The organism is Burkholderia sp. AU6039, assembly GCF_002223365.1.
In the GTDB taxonomy this organism is placed as follows: domain Bacteria; phylum Pseudomonadota; class Gammaproteobacteria; order Burkholderiales; family Burkholderiaceae; genus Burkholderia.
Genome location: NZ_NKFK01000004.1, coordinates 499,209 through 516,238, shown reverse-complemented (window position 1 = coordinate 516,238; position 17,030 = coordinate 499,209). Strand labels below are relative to the sequence as shown.

Annotated in this window: 16 protein-coding genes and 1 riboswitch; of the genes, 3 read left to right on the top strand and 13 right to left on the bottom strand. The window is 69.0% G+C overall.

What is annotated here, in order from left to right:
* Positions 1-53 precede the first annotated feature (53 nt).
* The 8 genes from lnt to CFB39_RS15035 form a co-directional block, all read right to left on the bottom strand.
* A complete protein-coding gene (gene lnt / locus CFB39_RS15065; protein ID WP_089473527.1) occupies positions 54-1,742 on the bottom strand; it encodes an apolipoprotein N-acyltransferase in 1,689 nt (562 codons plus the stop codon).
* A 52-nt stretch (positions 1,743-1,794) separates the two neighbouring features.
* Positions 1,795-2,682, bottom strand: a complete 888-nt coding sequence (locus CFB39_RS15060; RefSeq protein ID WP_039360042.1) for an HlyC/CorC family transporter — start codon at positions 2,680-2,682, stop codon at positions 1,795-1,797.
* 309 nt (positions 2,683-2,991) lie between these two features.
* Positions 2,992-3,144, bottom strand: a complete 153-nt coding sequence (locus CFB39_RS40225; protein ID WP_179257676.1) for a hypothetical protein — start codon at positions 3,142-3,144, stop codon at positions 2,992-2,994.
* Positions 3,145-3,214: 70 nt separating this feature from the next.
* Complete coding sequence (locus CFB39_RS15055) at positions 3,215-3,847, bottom strand: gamma-glutamylcyclotransferase (RefSeq protein ID WP_089473526.1); 633 nt, start codon at positions 3,845-3,847, stop codon at positions 3,215-3,217.
* A gap of 12 nt (positions 3,848-3,859) precedes the next feature.
* Positions 3,860-4,636 carry an rRNA maturation RNase YbeY gene (ybeY, locus tag CFB39_RS15050; RefSeq protein WP_089473525.1) on the bottom strand — a complete coding sequence of 259 codons (777 nt, stop codon included), beginning with the start codon at positions 4,634-4,636 and terminating at the stop codon, positions 3,860-3,862.
* 147 nt (positions 4,637-4,783) lie between these two features.
* Positions 4,784-5,830: a PhoH family protein gene (locus CFB39_RS15045; protein ID WP_089426281.1), complete on the bottom strand. Its 1,047-nt coding sequence runs from the start codon at positions 5,828-5,830 to the stop codon at positions 4,784-4,786.
* Positions 5,831-5,855: 25 nt separating this feature from the next.
* Positions 5,856-7,229: a tRNA (N6-isopentenyl adenosine(37)-C2)-methylthiotransferase MiaB gene (gene miaB / locus CFB39_RS15040; RefSeq protein ID WP_089426280.1), complete on the bottom strand. Its 1,374-nt coding sequence runs from the start codon at positions 7,227-7,229 to the stop codon at positions 5,856-5,858.
* Positions 7,230-7,445: 216 nt separating this feature from the next.
* The gene (locus CFB39_RS15035; protein WP_089473524.1) at positions 7,446-8,378 is read right to left on the bottom strand and encodes a LysR family transcriptional regulator; all 933 of its coding nucleotides are present in this window, start codon (positions 8,376-8,378) and stop codon (positions 7,446-7,448) included.
* Between the two features lie 144 nt (positions 8,379-8,522).
* Between CFB39_RS15035 and CFB39_RS15030 the strand changes: the two genes are divergently transcribed.
* From CFB39_RS15030 to ribB, 3 genes are all read left to right on the top strand, one after another.
* Positions 8,523-9,698 carry an MFS transporter gene (locus CFB39_RS15030; protein WP_089473523.1) on the top strand — a complete coding sequence of 392 codons (1,176 nt, stop codon included), beginning with the start codon at positions 8,523-8,525 and terminating at the stop codon, positions 9,696-9,698.
* A 218-nt stretch (positions 9,699-9,916) separates the two neighbouring features.
* Positions 9,917-10,618 (top strand): helix-turn-helix domain-containing protein, encoded by a 702-nt coding sequence (locus CFB39_RS15025; protein ID WP_069248802.1) that lies wholly within the window; start codon positions 9,917-9,919, stop codon positions 10,616-10,618.
* A gap of 185 nt (positions 10,619-10,803) precedes the next feature.
* Positions 10,804-10,952, top strand: a riboswitch (FMN riboswitch).
* A gap of 118 nt (positions 10,953-11,070) precedes the next feature.
* Positions 11,071-11,781, top strand: coding sequence for a 3,4-dihydroxy-2-butanone-4-phosphate synthase (ribB, locus tag CFB39_RS15020; RefSeq protein WP_039360016.1), 711 nt, complete (start codon positions 11,071-11,073; stop codon positions 11,779-11,781).
* Positions 11,782-11,897: 116 nt separating this feature from the next.
* Here the strand turns inward: ribB and CFB39_RS15015 are convergent, their stop codons facing one another.
* The 5 genes from CFB39_RS15015 to CFB39_RS14995 form a co-directional block, all read right to left on the bottom strand.
* Complete coding sequence (locus CFB39_RS15015; protein WP_089473522.1) at positions 11,898-12,584, bottom strand: HAD family phosphatase; 687 nt, start codon at positions 12,582-12,584, stop codon at positions 11,898-11,900.
* Positions 12,585-12,776: 192 nt separating this feature from the next.
* Entirely contained in the window at positions 12,777-13,763 is a 987-nt protein-coding gene (iolG, locus tag CFB39_RS15010; RefSeq protein ID WP_089473521.1) for an inositol 2-dehydrogenase, read from the bottom strand.
* Between the two features lie 71 nt (positions 13,764-13,834).
* Positions 13,835-14,662, bottom strand: coding sequence for a TIM barrel protein (locus CFB39_RS15005; protein ID WP_089473520.1), 828 nt, complete (start codon positions 14,660-14,662; stop codon positions 13,835-13,837).
* Between the two features lie 38 nt (positions 14,663-14,700).
* Positions 14,701-15,723: a xylose isomerase gene (locus CFB39_RS15000; protein WP_089473519.1), complete on the bottom strand. Its 1,023-nt coding sequence runs from the start codon at positions 15,721-15,723 to the stop codon at positions 14,701-14,703.
* A gap of 156 nt (positions 15,724-15,879) precedes the next feature.
* Positions 15,880-16,944 carry a LacI family DNA-binding transcriptional regulator gene (locus CFB39_RS14995; RefSeq protein ID WP_089473518.1) on the bottom strand — a complete coding sequence of 355 codons (1,065 nt, stop codon included), beginning with the start codon at positions 16,942-16,944 and terminating at the stop codon, positions 15,880-15,882.
* Positions 16,945-17,030: the final 86 nt, after the last annotated feature.

Below are 17,030 nucleotides of genomic sequence, written 5' to 3'. Positions count from 1 at the left end.
CAAGTTGCATTCGACGGCGGCCGCCACGCACTGCGCGGCGGTCGGCCGTTGCGTCATTCCGGCTGGTCGTCGCCGTTCTTCTTGCCGTTGCGCCGGCGTAGCCCGGGGCCGAACGTGAAGCCGAACGCGAGCAGCACGAGCGACACCGCGAGCACGATGTTGTTGCCGCTCGTCACGTAGGGCGTGAAGCCGCTGGTGCCTTCGATCCGCACGTCGAGCGAGCCGATCGTGAACGGCTTCAGCTGCCCGAGCACGCGGCCATGCGCATCGATCGCGGCCGTCATCCCCGTGTTGGTCGCGCGCAGCATCGGCCGGCCCGTCTCGAGCGAGCGCATCCGCGCGATCTGCAGGTGCTGGTCGAGCGCGATCGTGTCGCCGAACCACGCGAGGTTCGTCACGTTGACGAGCACGCCGGGCGGCTGCGGATTGTCGCGGATCGTCGCGGCGATTTCCTCGCCGAACAAGTCCTCGTAGCAGATGTCGGCCATCACGGGCTGGTTGTGCACGAGGAACGGCTTCTGCACGAGCGCGCCACGCGCGAAGTCGCCGAGCGGCATCTTCATCAGGTCGACGAACCACCGGAAGCCCCACGGGATGAATTCGCCGAAGGGCACGAGGTGGTGCTTGTCGTAGTGATAGATGTCGCGCGAATTCGGCGTCACGCCGTACAGGCTGTTCGTGTAGTCGACGTAGTGGCCGTCCTCGGTCACCGATGCGCCGACCGCGCCGAACAGCACGGCCGAGCCCGTCGTGTCGCTGAACTTGCGGATCGCGACGGCGAACGGCTCGGGCAGCTCCTGGATCATCACCGCGATCGCGGTTTCGGGCGTGACGATCAGGTCGGCCGGCTTCTCGATGATCATCTGCGTGTACATCTTGATCGCCGCGTCGATGCCCGCTTCCTCGAACTTGATGTCCTGCTTCACGTTGCCCTGCAGCAGCCGCACCGTGAGCGGCTTGTTCGCGGGCACGGTCCAGGTGACCTGCGACAGGCCGAGACCGGTCGCGATCAGCGCGAGCGCGATGCCGGCCGGCGCGGCGATGCGCACGCGCGCATCGCCGGCGCGGGGCTCGGCAGGCGGCGACGGCCGGGCGGCGGCGAGCGCCTGCACGACGAGCGCGGCGAACAGCGCGAGCACCCACGCGATCCCGTACACGCCGGCGACCGGCGCGAAGCCCGCGAACGGGCCGTCGACCTGCGGATAGCCGCTGGCGAGCCACGGGAAGCCGGTGAGGACGGTGCCGCGCAGCCATTCGCCGAGTGCCCACGCGCTCGCGAACGCGAATGCGCCGTGCCAGGTCGGCGAGAACGGCCGCGGGTCGGGCGCGCGGCGATGCCACGCATGGCCCGCGCAGAACGACCACAGCCCGGCGGAGAACGCCGGGTACAGCGACAGGTACAGCGAGAACAGCACGAGCGCGCCGCCGGCGAGCGGCGCGGCCATCTCGCCGTACACGTGCATGCTGATGTAGAGCCACCAGATGCCGGTGATGAAGTTGCCGAAGCCGAACGCGCCGCCGGTGAGCGCGGCGCTGCGCCAGCTTGCGGTGCGCGTGAGCTGCGCGAAAAACCAGACGAATACGACGAGTTGCAGCCAGCCGCCATGCGGCGTCGGTGCGAAGCTGAGCGTATTGGCTGCGCCGGCGAGCAGTGCGGCCGGGTAGTGCCAGCGCGGCAGCGCGCGGCCGGGTGTCGGCGCGAGCAGGCCGCCAGCCGGGCGGGACAGGATCGGATCGTCCATGTGAAGCGGAAGTGGGCGAGCGGTTGTGGAACGCGCGGCTGGCGCGCGACGGTCAGTCCTCGTGCGAGGCTTCGGCGCGACGGCTGGCGAGCGGATTGCGGCGCACCAGCAGTACGTGGACCTGGCGCGCATCGCCGCGCTGGATCTCGAACACGAGGTTGCCGAGCTGCAGCTTCTCGCCGCGATGCGGGACGCGGCCGAAATGATGCGTGATCAGGCCGCCGATCGTGTCGACTTCGTCGTCGGGGAAATCGGTGCCGAACGTCTCGTTGAACTGCTCGATCTCGGTGAGCGCGCGCACGCGGTAGCGGCCGTCGGGCCCCGAGATGATGTTGCCGGCTTCCTCGTCGAAGTCGTATTCGTCCTCGATGTCGCCGACGATCTGCTCGAGCACGTCCTCGATCGTGATCAGGCCCGCGACGCCGCCGTATTCGTCGACGACGATCGCGAGGTGGTTGCGGTTCACGCGGAAGTCGTGCAGCAGCACGTTCAGGCGCTTCGATTCGGGAATGAACACGGCCGGGCGCAGCATCCCGCGCACGTCGAATTCCTCTTCGGCATAGAAACGCAGCAGATCCTTCGCGAGCAGCACGCCGATGACGTTGTCGCGGTTCTCCTCGTACACGGGGTAGCGCGAGTGCGCCTTCTCGAGGACGAACGGGATGAAATCTTCGGGCTTGTCGGCGATGTTGATCGCGTCCATCTGGGCGCGCGGCACCATGATGTCGCGTGCGCACAGGTCGGATACCTGGAACACGCCTTCGATCATCGACAGCGAATCGGCGTCGATCAGGTTGCGCTCGTGGGCGTCCTGGAGGATTTCCAGCAGCTCGCCGCGGGATTCGGGCTCGGGCGAGATGAAGTCGGTCAGGCGCTCGAGCAGCGAGCGCTTTTCTTGCGGTTTGTCGGTTAGCTTACGACTGGGATACGAATCGTTCATGGTGGTGCGCCCGGGTCATGCCGGAGCGCGCGGTCACGGAGTAGGCAAGGATACACCAAGGGCACGACGCGACCGTGTCACACCGGCCGCACGGCCAGGGTGGGCGGCTCGCGCGGGCCCCGCTCGCGGACGGCCGCGCCGGGCGCGACATCGTCCTCGGTTCCATCCTATCCCAGAAAGGCGCGGTGGGGCAGCGGCGGCAAAAAACGGGTGCGGAAGGGGTGGGGCGCCGTGACGCGGGAAAACGTCCGGCGGAGGCGGCCTGGGGCGGCATTCTGACGCACGCGGGTTTTGTCGCCGCGCCGCGGTTCAGAACCGCATGCCGGCCGAGCAGCCGCCGGCGGCCGCGCCGTTGGTCGCGGCGCCGCCGCAGCCCAGGATGCCGCAGCCGGACAGCGCGACGCTCGCGGCAACGATCAGCGCGGCAATCCTGCAACGCGACCAGCGTGATGGTTTCATCATCGGGCGTGCCCTCGTTCGAATGCGCACGCGGCGCGGCAGCGCGTGGCGGCAAGCCGGGCGCCAGGCCGTGTCACCGGCATCGCGCGAGCAGGCCTTCAAGTGCGCGATCGGGGATGCCGCTCGCGCGCAGCGCGTCGACCGTGCGGCTCACGTAGTCGAGCGTCGTGCCGTAGCGGCCGGCCGCGCAGCTGAACACTTCCTTCACGACGGGATCGGTCAGCTTGCCCGTGTAGGTCGGCGCGTCGCGGCGCATCACGAACGCGAGCGCGTTCACGCGTTCGCCGCTTTCCAGCGAGCACGGCAGCCACGCGGGCCGGTACGAGCCCATCGGCATTTCGCGCTTCCACAACGTTTCGAGGTGCGGTTGCGCGGTCGGGCCGGCGAGCCGGAACGCGATGCCCGAGCAGGAGCCGCCGCGATCGAGCGCGAGCACGAGGCCCGGGCGTTCGGGCGTGCCGCGGTTCACGCGCGACCACAGGTAGAGCCCGCGGTGATAGCCGTGCACCTTGCCGCGCACCGCGGCGACGGTCGGCAACCCCGGGTTCCAGATCAGCGAGCCATAGCCGAACAGCCAGAGATCCCGCTGGCCGTCCCAGTCGCGCATCGTATGCGCGAGCGAGGCCGCGAGCTCGTCTTCCGTCAGCAGGCGCCCGTCGCCGATCGACGGCGGGTAGGCGGGCGGGAGCATCGCGGCGTTGCGCATCGTGCGAAGGGCTTACTGGTACGGGTTCGGAAAGCCCAGCTTCGCGAGGATGTCGACTTCGAGCGCTTCCATTTCGGTTGCGTCCTCGTCGCTCGTCTCGTGGTCGTAGCCCTGCGCGTGCAGCGCGCCGTGCACCAGCAGGTGCGCGTAATGGGCCGTGAGCGGCTTGCCCTGGTCGTGCGCTTCCTTCTCGACGACCGGGCAGCACAGCACGAGGTCGCCGATCACGGTGCCGTCGGGCGCCGCGTCGTACGCGAAGGTCAGCACGTTGGTCGGGTAGTCCTTGTGGCGGTAGCCGGCGTTCAGCGTGCGGCCTTCTTCTTCGCCGACGAAGCGCACGGTGAGCTGCGCGCTGGCGAACAGCGCGGGCTCGATCCATTCGGCGATCAGCTTGCGCTTGGGCAGCGTCTTGCGCACGTCGCTCGTGATTTCGTCACCGTATTGCACGGACAGGTCGAGTTCCGGCTCGCGCAGTGCGTCTTCGGCGTCGTCTTCGCGCGGGGCGGGCTCGGCACCCACGTGCAGCGTCACGCTGTCGTAGTGCTCGGGCTGCAGCGCGAGCTTCGCGCGCATGGCCGGATCGTTGTGCTGCGCGACGATCGCGACGGCGGCTTCTCCCGAACTGCCCGACAGGTCGAACATCAGGCTGCGGCCGTCCGGGAAGTCGATTCGCAGCCCTTGCGCGTTGACGGTCCGGGCCTTGCCCTTCGCATCGAACAGCGACAGGCGGGGGGAGGCGGGCGCGGCGGACTGGGCGCGCCCGGACTTGCGGGAACGGGAGGATTTCATGACGCGTGCGGCGATTAGGACGCGTTGAGGATACACCAAACGGCCGATCGCACCCGAATTCGCACAGGCGAAAAAAAGCCCGGCGCGCCGTGTGGCGGGCCGGGCCGGGCTGTCGGGCCGGGGCGGCGTACGGGTGCCGCCGGCCGGTCAGCCGTCCTGGTGCTGCGCGTGGAATTCGTCGTACGCCTCGACGATGCGCGCGACGAGCGGATGGCGCACGACGTCCGCGCTGGTGAAGCGCGTGAGCGCGATGCCGCGCACGCCGCCGAGCACCTGCTGCGCCTCGACGAGGCCGCTCTTGTGGCCGCGCGGCAGGTCGACCTGGCTCGTGTCGCCGGTCACGACCGCCTTCGAGCCGAAGCCGATCCGCGTGAGGAACATCTTCATCTGCTCGGGCGTCGTGTTCTGCGCCTCGTCGAGGATGATGAACGCGTGGTTCAGCGTGCGGCCGCGCATGTACGCGAGCGGCGCGATCTCGATCATCTGGCGCTCGAACATCTTCGCCGTCTTGTCGAAGCCGAGCAGGTCGTACAGCGCGTCGTACAGCGGACGCAGGTACGGGTCGACCTTCTGCGCGAGATCGCCCGGCAGGAAGCCGAGCCGCTCGCCGGCCTCGACGGCCGGGCGCGTCAGCACGATCCGCTTGACCTGGTCGCGCTCGAGCGCGTCGACCGCGCACGCGACCGCGAGGTAGGTCTTACCGGTGCCGGCCGGCCCGATGCCGAACGTCACGTCGTGCGACAGGATCTGCTTCAGGTACTCGCGCTGCGCCGGCGTGCGGCCGCGCAGGTCGGCGCGCCGCGTGTAGAGCTTCGGCGCGGGCTCCTCGTCCGGCTCGCTGGCGTCGAGCTGCACGACGGGCTCGTCGAACGGATGGTCGGGGTCGCCGCGAAAGCGCACGTCGAGCGTGTCCTGGCGGCCGTTGCCGGACGTATGGCGCACTTCGACCAGCGCGAGCTGGATGTCGTCGACCGACAGCGCATCGCGCGCGCGGTTGTAGAAGTTCTCGAGCGCGGCGAGCGCGAGCTTGGCGCCGCGCCCGCGGATCGCGATCCGGTGGCCGCGTCGCGACAGCGTGACGTCGAGCGCCTGTTCGATCTGCCGCAGGTTCTCGTCGAGCGGGCCGCAGAGGTTGGCGAGGCGCGCGTTGTCGTCGCGCGGCGCGACGAATTCCAGTGCTTGGGTCGGCTTCAAAGTGGCGTCGGGCTCCTGTTGAGCGTCAGTGCGTGGCCGCGCTCGCGTCGTCGCTGACGAGCACGAGCTCGCCGCGCAGCGAATGCGGGTAGGCGTGGTTGATCTTCACGTCGATCATCTGGCCGATCAGGCGCGGGTGCGACGCGAGCGGCGCCGGGAAATTCACGACCCGGTTGTTCTCGGTACGGCCCGCGAGTTCGTTCGGGTCCTTGCGCGACGGGCCCTCGACGAGGATCCGCTCGACCTTCCCGACCATCGACTCGCTGATGCGCGCGACGTTTTCCTCGATGGTCGCCTGCAGATGTTGCAGGCGTTTGAGCTTCACGTCGCGCGGCGTGTCGTCATGCAGGTTCGCGGCCGGCGTGCCGGGGCGCGGGCTGTAGATGAACGAGAAGCTGGTGTCGTAGCCCATCTCGTGCACGAGCGCCATCATCTTGTCGAAATCGTCCTCGGTCTCGCCGGGGAAGCCGACGATCATGTCGGTCGACAGCGACAGGTCCGGGCGGATCGCGCGCAGCTTGCGGATCACCGACTTGTATTCGAGCACCGTGTAGCCGCGCTTCATCGCCATCAGGATGCGGTCGGAGCCGTGCTGGACGGGCAGGTGCAGGTGGCTCACGAGCTTCGGCACCTTCGCGTAGGTATCGATCAGGCGCTGCGTGAATTCCTTCGGGTGCGACGTCGTGTAGCGGATCCGCTCGATGCCGGGGATGTCGGCGACGTATTCGATCAGCGTCGCGAAATCGGCGATTTCCGACGAGCCGGCCGCCAGCGCGCCGCGATACGCGTTCACGTTCTGGCCGAGCAGCGTGACTTCGCGCACGCCCTGGTCGGCGAGGCCGGCCACTTCGGTCAGCACGTCGTCGAGCGGGCGCGACACTTCATCGCCGCGCGTGTACGGCACCACGCAGTAGCTGCAGTACTTCGAGCAGCCTTCCATGATCGACACGAACGCGCTCGGCCCCTCGACGCGCGCGGGCGGCAGGTGGTCGAACTTCTCGATTTCGGGGAACGAGATGTCGACCTGCGCACGGCCGCTCTCGCGGCGCGCGTCGATCATCTGCGGCAGGCGGTGCAGGGTTTGCGGGCCGAACACGAGGTCGACGTACGGCGCGCGCGACACGATCGATGCGCCTTCCTGGCTCGCGACGCAGCCGCCGACGCCGATCAGCAGGCCGGGCTTCGCTTCCTTCAGCTCGCGCACGCGGCCGAGATCGGAGAACACCTTCTCCTGCGCCTTTTCACGCACCGAGCAGGTGTTGAACAGGATGATGTCCGCGTCTTCCGGCGTATCGGTCTTTTCGAGGCCTTCGGCCGCATTCAGCACGTCCACCATCTTGTCCGAGTCGTACTCGTTCATCTGGCAGCCGAAGGTCTTTACGTAAACTTTCTTGGTCATGGGGGTTCGCCGTTCGCAGTGGTTGACCTGGGGGCGTCGTCTATAAGGTGAATCGGGACGGCCGTGCGCTGCACGCGGATGGCGCGCAGCCAGCATGAAAAGCCGTCGGGAAAGCCTTTCATTATAGCTTTTCATGCTGGCGGGGACGGGCGGCGGGTTGCGGCCGCGCGACGCCGTCCGCCAGGTCCCGACCCCTTGGCGTGAATGCACCGGCCGTCAGCGGCACGCGTTCAGCAGGTCTTCGTGCGCGGCTTCCTCGCGCGCGAAGCGTTCGGCGAGAAAGTCGAGCAGCACGCGCACGCGCGGCGCCATGTAGCGCTTGCCCGGATAGATCGCGTGCAGCGGCGCGCTCTGGTGCCGCCAGTCCGGCAGCAGGACCTTGAGCCGCCCGGCGCGGATGTCGTCGGCGACATCCCAGATCGAGTTCAGCACGATGCCGCGGCCGCGCAGCGCCCACTCGCGGGCGAGGCCGCCGTCGTTGGTCTCGAACGCGGTGGCGAGCGGCACCGTGCAGGTCTGGGTGTCGTCGCCGCGCGTGAAGCGCCACGTGTTCATCGGGCCGGACGCCACCGTGATCACGTTGCACGGAAAGCGGGCCAGATCGTGCGGGTCACTCGGCATGCCATGACGTTCGATGAACGACGGCGCCGCGCACGGCACGCGCCGGTCCGCGGCGAGCCGGCGGGCGATCAGCGCGCCGTCGGGCGGCGCCGCGAAGCGGATCGCGAGGTCGATCTCGTCCTGCCACAGGTTCACCGTCGAGTCGGACGCCGTCAGCGAGAACGTCACGTCCGGGTAGCGCGCGGTGAATTCGTCGAGCCAGTCGAGCAGCCGGCGGCGGCCGAAATCGGACGTCGCCGACAGCCGCACCCGGCCGCCGACGACGTTGCGTCCGGCCTGCAACAGCGCGTTCGCGTCGTCGAGCGCCTGCAATGCCTGCCGGCAGCCGTTCAGGTACAGGCGCCCCTCGTCGGTGAGCCGCAACTGCCGGGTCGAACGGTCGAACAGCCGGGTGGCGACCGCCGCCTCGAGCTTCGCCAGGCGCGCGCTCGCGGCGGCCGGCGTGAGGTTCAGCTTGCGCCCGGCGGCGGACAAGCTGCCCAGTTCGGCCGCCTCGACGAACAGCCGGATATCGCCCAGTCGATCCATGCGATTTTCCAGAAATATTTGAAAATGGTTCAAATGCCACGCCAATTATCAAATATCGGCATCTTCGGGACAATGCGCACATCCTGCCTTTTGTGCGGTGCGGCACCGCCCGGGCGCCGCGTCCGCCGCCTTCCGGAGAACGACATGCCCATTCCGTTACTGGCGCTTGCGATCAGCGCCTTCGCCATCGGTACCACCGAGTTCATCATCATGGGCCTGCTGCCCGAAGTCGCGCGCGACCTGGCCGTGTCGCTGCCGTCGGCCGGCCTGCTGGTCACGGGCTACGCGCTCGGCGTCGCGGCCGGCGCGCCGCTGCTCGCGGTGCTGACGAGCCGCATGCCGCGCAAGGCCGCGCTGCAGTGGCTGATGGCGATCTTCATCGTCGGCAACGTGCTGTGCGCGACCGCGTCCGGCTACGCGATGCTGATGGTCGCGCGGGTCGTCACGTCGTTCGCGCACGGGTCGTTCTTCGGGATCGGCGCGGTGGTCGCCGCGTCGCTCGTGCCGGCCGACAAGCGCGCGAGCGCGATCGCGCTGATGTTCACGGGACTCACGCTGTCGAACGTGCTCGGCGTGCCGTTCGGCACCTTCGTCGGCCAGCTGCTCGGCTGGCGCGCGTCGTTCTGGATCGTCGCCGCGCTCGGCGTGCTGTCGCTCGGCGGCGTCGCCGCGCTGGTGCCGAACCGCCACGACAGCGGGCCGGTCGGCCTCGGCCAGGAAGTGCGCGTGCTGAAGGAGCCGCAGGTGTGGCTCGCGCTGCTGATGACCGTGCTCGGCTTCGGCGGCGTGTTCGTCGTGTTCACGTACATCGCGCCGATTCTCCAGTCCGTGTCGGGCTATTCGCCGCGCGCGGTCGCGCTGATCCTCGTGCTGTTCGGCGCGGGGCTGACGATCGGCAACACGCTCGGCGGCAAGCTCGCCGACCGCGCGCTGATGCCGTCGTTGATCGCGATCCTCGTCGCGCTGATGGCCGTGATGGTCGTGTTCGCCAGGACAAGCCACCATCCGGTCGCGGCGGCCGTCACCGTGTTCGTATGGGGGATCGCCGCATTCGCGACGGTGCCGCCGCTTCAGGCGCACGTGGTCGAGAAGGCCGCGAGCGCGCCGCATCTCGCATCGACGCTGAACATCGGCGCGTTCAACGTCGGCAATGCGCTCGGCGCGTGGCTTGGCGGCGTTGCGCTGGAGCACGGCCTGGCGCTCGATGCGCTGCCCTGGGTGGCCGTCGCGGTGACGTTCGCGGCGCTCGTCGTCACGTGGTGCGCGATGCGGCTCGACGCGCGCGGGCCGGCGCGCGGCACGGCGCCGGCGGCGCAATGAGCGGTGCAACGCGCGGCGCCCGCACGACGCGATAGCGGCAGGAAAAGGTTCGCGAGGAACGCATTCCTCCGCGATGCTGATAACGGTGTGAAGATAACTTCGTTTGCCGGTGCAAGACCGGGTGATAGCGTCTCGATACGCGCCGTTGCTGGCGCAACCCGATTCCGATCCCGGCTTACCCCATTCGCAGGGCTGCACCGCGGCCCGGAGGCAATGCTATGTCTTCATCCCTGGCGCTCGTGCGCGACGTGTCTTCCTTCGAATCCGGCAACGCCGCCGATGCGCGGGCGTCCGCGTCGCTCGACGTGCTCGAACAGGTCGTTGGCGTGAACCTCGCGCGGTTGCGTGCCGAGCGGCAATTGTCGCTCGATGCGCTCGCGCGGCTGTCCGGCGTGTCGCGCGCGATGCTCGCGCAGATCGAGTCGGCGCGCAGCGTGCCGTCGATCAAGGTGCTCTGCAAGATCGCCGCGGCGCTGAAGGTATCGGTCGCCGCCTTCCTGCGCCGCCATGCGGTGAACGGCTTCGAGCATCTGGCGGCCGAGCGTGCGTCGCGGGTCGTCAGCTCGAACGGCCGCTTCTCGGCACGCGCGCTGTACCCGGAAGGCGAGCCGGCCGCGGCCGAGTTCCACGAGCTGCGGATCGCGCCGCTGCATACGGAGCCCGGCGCCCGCCGCGCGCCCGGCACGACGGTCAACCTCGTCGTCAGCGAGGGCACGCTCGAAGTCAGCGTGCACGACCGCCGCCAGTTGCTCGCGACCGGCGATGCGATCGTGTTCGATGCCGACCAGCCGTACAGCCTGCGCAACCCGGGCGACAGCGAGGCGCGCGCATTCCGCGTGACGGTGAGCCCCGAGGTGCCGCCGCGCTGGCTGGTGCCCGATGCGGCGCACGCGGCACATGCCGCGCACGCGGCCGGCTGACCGCGCAACGCAGGCCACGCGGAAGCGGCTCGCGTGCTCGCCGTCCGGACGAGAACGCGGGTCGTCCGTCGGCCGTTTGGACGACGCCGTTAGACGGAGTCGTCAGTAAGGTTTTACGCAGTGTTCGCTGCGTAGCTGTTGTATGCTTGGCCCGCCGTCGATGGGGTTGGCCCATCCGGCAATCAGTGCGTCTTCAGGGCGGGGTGAAATTCCCCACCGGCGGTAGGCTGGCGTAAGCCGGCGAGCCCGCGAGCGCCCGCGCATCCGCGCGGGGTCAGCAGATCTGGTCGAATGCCAGAGCCGACGGTCATAGTCCGGATGAGAGAAGATGTGCAGATAGTCATGTCCGTCAGGGCCGCTTCGCCATGTGTGCGAAGCGGGTTGTCGTTCTGTCTGTTTGCAATGCCCTGAAACGTTTTTCGCCCAAATCGTATTTGCGAGGAGCGTTTCACATGTCCTTGATGTCCGTTTCGTCGGCCCCCGCCGACGCCTTTGCCGATCTCCCGTTGCTGGATTCCGAACCGGTGCCGCCGCGCATCGCCGCCGCGCTCGAAGCGATGCGCGCCGGCCGTGCCGTGGTGCTGCAGGACGACCACGACCGCGAGAACGAAGCCGACCTGATCGTTGCCGCCGAGCGCATCACGCCCGAGACGATGGCGCTGCTGATCCGCGAATGCAGCGGCATCGTGTGCCTGTGCCTGACCGACGACACCGTGCGTGCGCTCGAGCTGCCGCCGATGGTGCAGACCAACGAGAGCCGCAACGGCACCGCGTTCACCGTGTCGATCGAGGCACGCGAAGGCGTGCATACGGGCGTATCGGCGGCCGATCGCGTGACGACGATCCGCGCGGCGATCGCCGAAGGCGCGAAGCCGCACGACATCGTGCGCCCGGGCCACGTGTTTCCGTTGCGTGCGCAACCGGGCGGCGTGCTGGCGCGCCGCGGTCACACCGAAGGCACGGTCGACCTGTCGATCCTCGCGGGCCTGAAGCCAGCCGGCGTGCTGTGCGAGCTGATGAATCCAGATGGCACGATGACGCGCGGCGACGATGTCGAGCGTTTCGCGCAACAGCACGGGCTGCCGATGCTGACGATCGCGGAACTCGTCGAGTTCCGCGAGGCGCTGGCCGCCGCGCGCGAGCGCTGCTGCGAACCGGCCTGAGTGCGGGGAAGGGGGAAGGCGGGCGCGTTCGCGCGCCCCTTGTGTGCCTTGTGTGGCGTGCGTGAACCGGCGCACGCCGGATCGGCCCGATCAGCCTGACCGGGCCGGCACGACCATCAGGACTGTACGTCCCCGAATTCGCCGCGCATGCCGGCTTCGACGAGCGCCGGCAGTTCGTCCATCTTGCGCATGATTCGCGTGATGCCCATCGCGCGCAGCGCGTCCGCGTAGTTGTCGGGGATGTGGCTCGCGCCGACGAATGCGATCGTCTTCATGCCTGCCGCCCGCGCGGCATTTAGCCCCGACACGCTGTCCTCGACGACGATGCAGCGCTCCGGCGCGACGCCGAGCGCGTGCGCCGCATGCAGGTAGACGTCGGGGTAGGGCTTCGGCCGCGCCACCTGTTCGGAGCTGAACACGCGATCGCCGAAGATCTCGGTGAGCGCCGCGCGCTTCAGCGAACTGCGCACGCGCGCGAGCCGGCTGTTCGACACGACGGCCGCCGGCAGGCTCACCTTCAGCAGCGCGTCGCGCACGCCGGAGATCGGCGCGAGCGATTGCGCCAGCGCGCGCTCGATGTTGTGCTCGATGGTCTCGATGAAGTTGGCCGGCATCTCGATCCCGAAGCGGGATTCGATTCCCGCCAGGAAGCGCGACGTCTGCTGGCCGAACGCCGATTTGGCGGCGGCTTCGAAGTCTAGATTCGGGAACGTGGCGGACAGCGTGTCGAGCAGGACGCGGTCGGCAATGATTTCGCTGTCGACGAGCACGCCGTCGCAGTCGCAGATGAGGTGATCGAGCATGGTGGTGAAAAAGCGGGATGTCGGCGACACAGATCAATTCGCCATCATACGTGCATTCACGCACACGCCGCGCGACGCTTCGGCAAATTTTCCCGACGCGGTCGCGCGCTGACTGCGTCTCGTCCGGGTGGGGTGCCGATCGTCCGGCGGCGGCCCGCTTGCGCGGTTCGCCGCCGCCTGTCGCCGGTGACGTCACAGCTCGATTACGCGCCCCGTTTTCCACGAAGTCATCGCCGCCTCGGCGAGTTCGAGCGCGGCGAGCCCGTCGTCGATCGTCGTGCGGACCGGCGTGCCGTCGCGCAGCGCATCGACGAAGTGCGCGATCTCGGCCGCATACGCGTGCCGGTAGCGTTCGAGGAAGAACGGCTCCGGCACGTCCGTCGCGATGCCGGCCGCGAGCCACGCGCTCACCTCGGTCGGCCGCACGTTGCCGGCCTGCAGCATCCCGTTGCTGCCGAGCAGCTCGAAGCGCTGATCGTAGCCGTACGCGGCGCGCCGCGACGTGTTGATCTGGCACAGCAGCCCGCGCCGCGTGCGGATCGTCACGGCCGTCGAATCGATGTCGCCCGCATCCTGCACGGCCGGATCGGTCAGGCAGCTGCCGGTCGCGTGCAGCGTCTGCGCTTCGTCGCCGAGAATCCAGCGGAACACGTCGAAGTCGTGGATCAGCATGTCCTTGAAGATGCCGCCCGAACTGCGGATGTAGTCGACGGGCGGCGCGCCCGGGTCGCGGCTCGTGACGACCAGCATTTCCGGCGCGCCGATGTCGCCGCGCTCGACGCGCGCCTTCAGCGCGGCGAACGTCGGGTCGAAGCGGCGCTGGAAGCCGATCATGCAGGTCACGCCGCTGCGCCGGACGGCGTCCGCGCACGCACGCGAGCGCTCGACGCTCAGGTCGACGGGCTTCTCGCAGAATAGGGCCTTGCCCGCATTCGCGGCCGCGACGATCAGGTCCGCATGCGTGTCGGTGCTCGACGCGATCACGACCGCCCGTACAGCCGGATTGCCGAGTGCGCGCTCGACGTCGGTCACCTGCGCGCCGTGCGCGTGGGCCAGCGCTTCGGCCGACGGCGCATGCCGGTCGACGACGTATTTCAGCTTCGCGCCCGGGTGGCGCGCGAGATTCGCCGCGTGGATCTTGCCGATCCGTCCCGCGCCGAACAACGCGAATTCGATCATTCCGTTCTCCTGTTGATTTCGTGGATATGCGCCGGTGCGCGGCTTCAGTTGGCCGTGCACCGTGGCGGCGCTCATTGATTCGCCAGTTCGCCGCGCACGTAGTCGATGCTCGCTCGCAGCCGGTCCTCGATGTCGTCGGCCTCGGCGATTTCGTGCGCGAACGGCTCGAACGAGAACGCGCCACGGTAGCCGCGCGCGAGCAGTTCGCGCAGTTGCCGGATATTGCCGAGCCGGTCGGCGCCGCCGACCAGCACGCGATGGCCGTCGCGCATCCGGTCGACCGGCAGGTCGTCCTCCTCGACGCCCGAGACGTGCACGAGGCCCGTCAGGTTCGGGAAGAAGATGTCCTCGCCCGACAGGTGATGGTGGAACGTGTCGTGCACGAGCCGGAACACCTGTTCGCCCGCCGCGTCGTAGATGCCTTTCACCGCATCCGACTTGCGGCGCAGCGCGCATTCCTCGAAGCCGAGCGGCTCGATGAAGCCGAGCAGGCCGCGCGCGTCGAGGATCGGCTTGAGCGCCTTCAGCGCCTTCACGAGATCCGCGTGGCGCACGTCCGCGCTGCGTGTGTCGCCGCGGCTGTTGGTCGGGCACAGCACCAGCGCACGCGCGCCGCATTGCGCCGCGTAGTCGGCCAGCACGGTCGCCTCGTCCGCGCGCTCGGCGTTCCATTGCTCGAAGCGCTGCAGCCCGTTGATCGTCAGGATCGTCACGCCGCCGGCTGCGGCCGTTGCGCGCACGGTGGCGGCCGGCGTGCCGTCGGCGATCTCGACGCCGTCGAGATCGTTGCGGATCTCGATCGTGTCGACGCCGAGGCGCTGGCACAGCGCGACGTAACGGTCGAACGGCAAGCGCGGGGCGCTCATCCGGTTCAGCGAAAAATGGAAGGCTTGCGTCATCGTTCTGTCCTTGGGTCTCGAGGGGGGCGGGGATCGAATCAGGTGCCGGTGTGTGCGACGTCGGCTGCCGGCGGCGCGGCGAGGGCACGCCACGTGTCGCGCAGCCAGTGCGCGCACGCGACGTTGTTGTCGAAGATCGAATAGCGCGCGCCGCCGCCGTAGTCGGGAAACGGGATGAATTCGCAACTGATCTGCTCGACGCGCGCCGGCTGTGCGTGGGCCTGCGCGTGCAGCAACTGCCGAAGCGCGGCCTTCCACGTGTCGAGCGCCTCAGCGCGCCATGCGCCGTGATAGGTGCCCGGTGCCGGCGCGACGAACGGATACTGGATGCCGCGCCCGGGCCTGCCGTCGGCGCGGCGCATCCACGGGTTGTCCGGATTGTTCGGCATCACGCTGCGGGCATGCGCATGCCGGACCCAGCCGCACGCGATCCAGTCGGCGTAGAGGGCGTCGGGCGATGCAGGGTCGAGCAACCGCCGGCCGCCGTCAGCCGCGTCGCGGATGCCCGATGCATCGAGTTCGGTGTGGTTGCCGATCTTGAACAGCAGGTGCGAATGATCGAGCGTGATCCGGAACGGCGCGCCGGCCTGCTCGACAAGCCGTGCGACGCGTGCGATGCGCGTGAAATCCTCGCTCCACATGTCGACGTGCACTTCGAGGCTCGGCAGGCAGCCGGCCGGCTCGCCGCGCTCGTAGGTCCGCAGGTAGAAATCGGCGACCTCGCGATCGGACAGCGGATGGCCACTCGCGTGACGCGCATGCAGCTGGCAGTTGAGCACCGTGCTGCCGAAGCGCGCGCCCGCGTCGACGATCTCGGCGACGTGCGCTTCGTCACGGCCCGCGCACCAGATGCCGCCGATCACGCGAATCGGCAGCGCATGGCGTTCGACCAGCGCGAAATACGGCGACAGGTCCTCGCCGCGCGTCGGGTTCTTTTCGATGTAGTCGAACACACCGGCGCCGGCGACCATCCGGAAGCGTTCGGCGGGCGCGGGCAACGGCAGGCCGTCGTGTTCGAGCACGCCGTCGAGGTTCACGCCGATGAGGATCGGTTCAGCCATCGTCTCCTGTCCGCCGTTGTCATGGGATGGGTTGCCCAATGTACGGAGGCGCGGCGCGGGCTGCATGACAAACGTTGGCGAAAAATCGCCAATGCGGCGGTCGATTTTTTCGCAATGCGCATGCGGCGCGACAGAAGGTGGGCCGGGCGCTCGAATTCAGGCCGGCAGGTACGCGCTCGTCCGCACGTTTGCCGGACAGAACACGCGGAATTCGACCGGATCGGCCGGTGGCGGCTGTTCGACGATCCCGCACGCATGCAGCACGTGCTGCAGTGCGGAAATCACCTGGCCGTCCGGATCCTGGTCGATCGCGAGATCCATCGCGCCGGATTCGATGAAGGTGCGGTGCAGGTCGATCATCTCGTGGCCGATCCACACGACGCGGCCGGCCGCGCCGGCCTTGCGCAGCGCCGCTTCGATGCCGGCCGAGCCGGCGCCGCTGTTGTAGATCGCGACCACGTCGTCGTGCGCCTGCAGCGCCTTCGTCACCGCGCGGTAGCAGCGGTCGTCCTGGTCGAGCGTCTCGACCGGCTCGTCGTCGCAGCGGACGGCGGCGAACGCTTCGGCGAGCTGGTCGCGGCAGCCGGCCATCCGGTCGGCGTGCGCGCGGTAGCCCATGCGCCCGCCGAGCAGCAGCACGCGGCCGGGGCGTGCCGCCAGGCGGCCGATGTAATAGCCGGCCGTGCGCCCGGCCCGGTAGTTGTCGATGCCGGCGAAGTGCGCGCGGTCGATGCCGCCGATGTCGGTGACCATTGTCACGACGGTCTCGCCGCGCGCGATCGCGCCGGCCAGCGCGTCGCGCACGCGGCTCGTGTCGCGCGCCGTGACGATCAGCGCCGCGCGCCGGTAGGCGGGCCGTTCGATCAGCGCGGCGGCTCGCTCGTCGTCGGCGGCGGGCAGGATCGTCCGGTGCACGACCACGCGCCGGTCGAGCATCTGCAGCGAGCGCTGCAGCGCCAGCTGCAGCCGCTTGAAGAAAGCCGCGTCGGTATCCGGCAGCAGTACGTCGACGTGGAGCAGCCCGTGTCGCGTGTCGGGCAGCTGGCGCGGCACGCCGAGCTGCCGCGCGGCCGCCACCACACGCTCGCGCGCCTGCGCCGAGACGCTGCCGCGCTCGTTCAGCACGCGGTCGACGGTGGTCGTGCTGACGCCGGCAAGCGCCGCGATCTCGTCGAAGCGTGCGGTGCGCTTGCGCCAGCGCGGCCCGGATTCGCCTGCCATGGTTGTCTCCATCGTGGGGTCGCCATCGAGACGTGGCGATGCGGGGAACGCTAAAGCGATGGCGAAATTTCGTCAACGTTTCGATT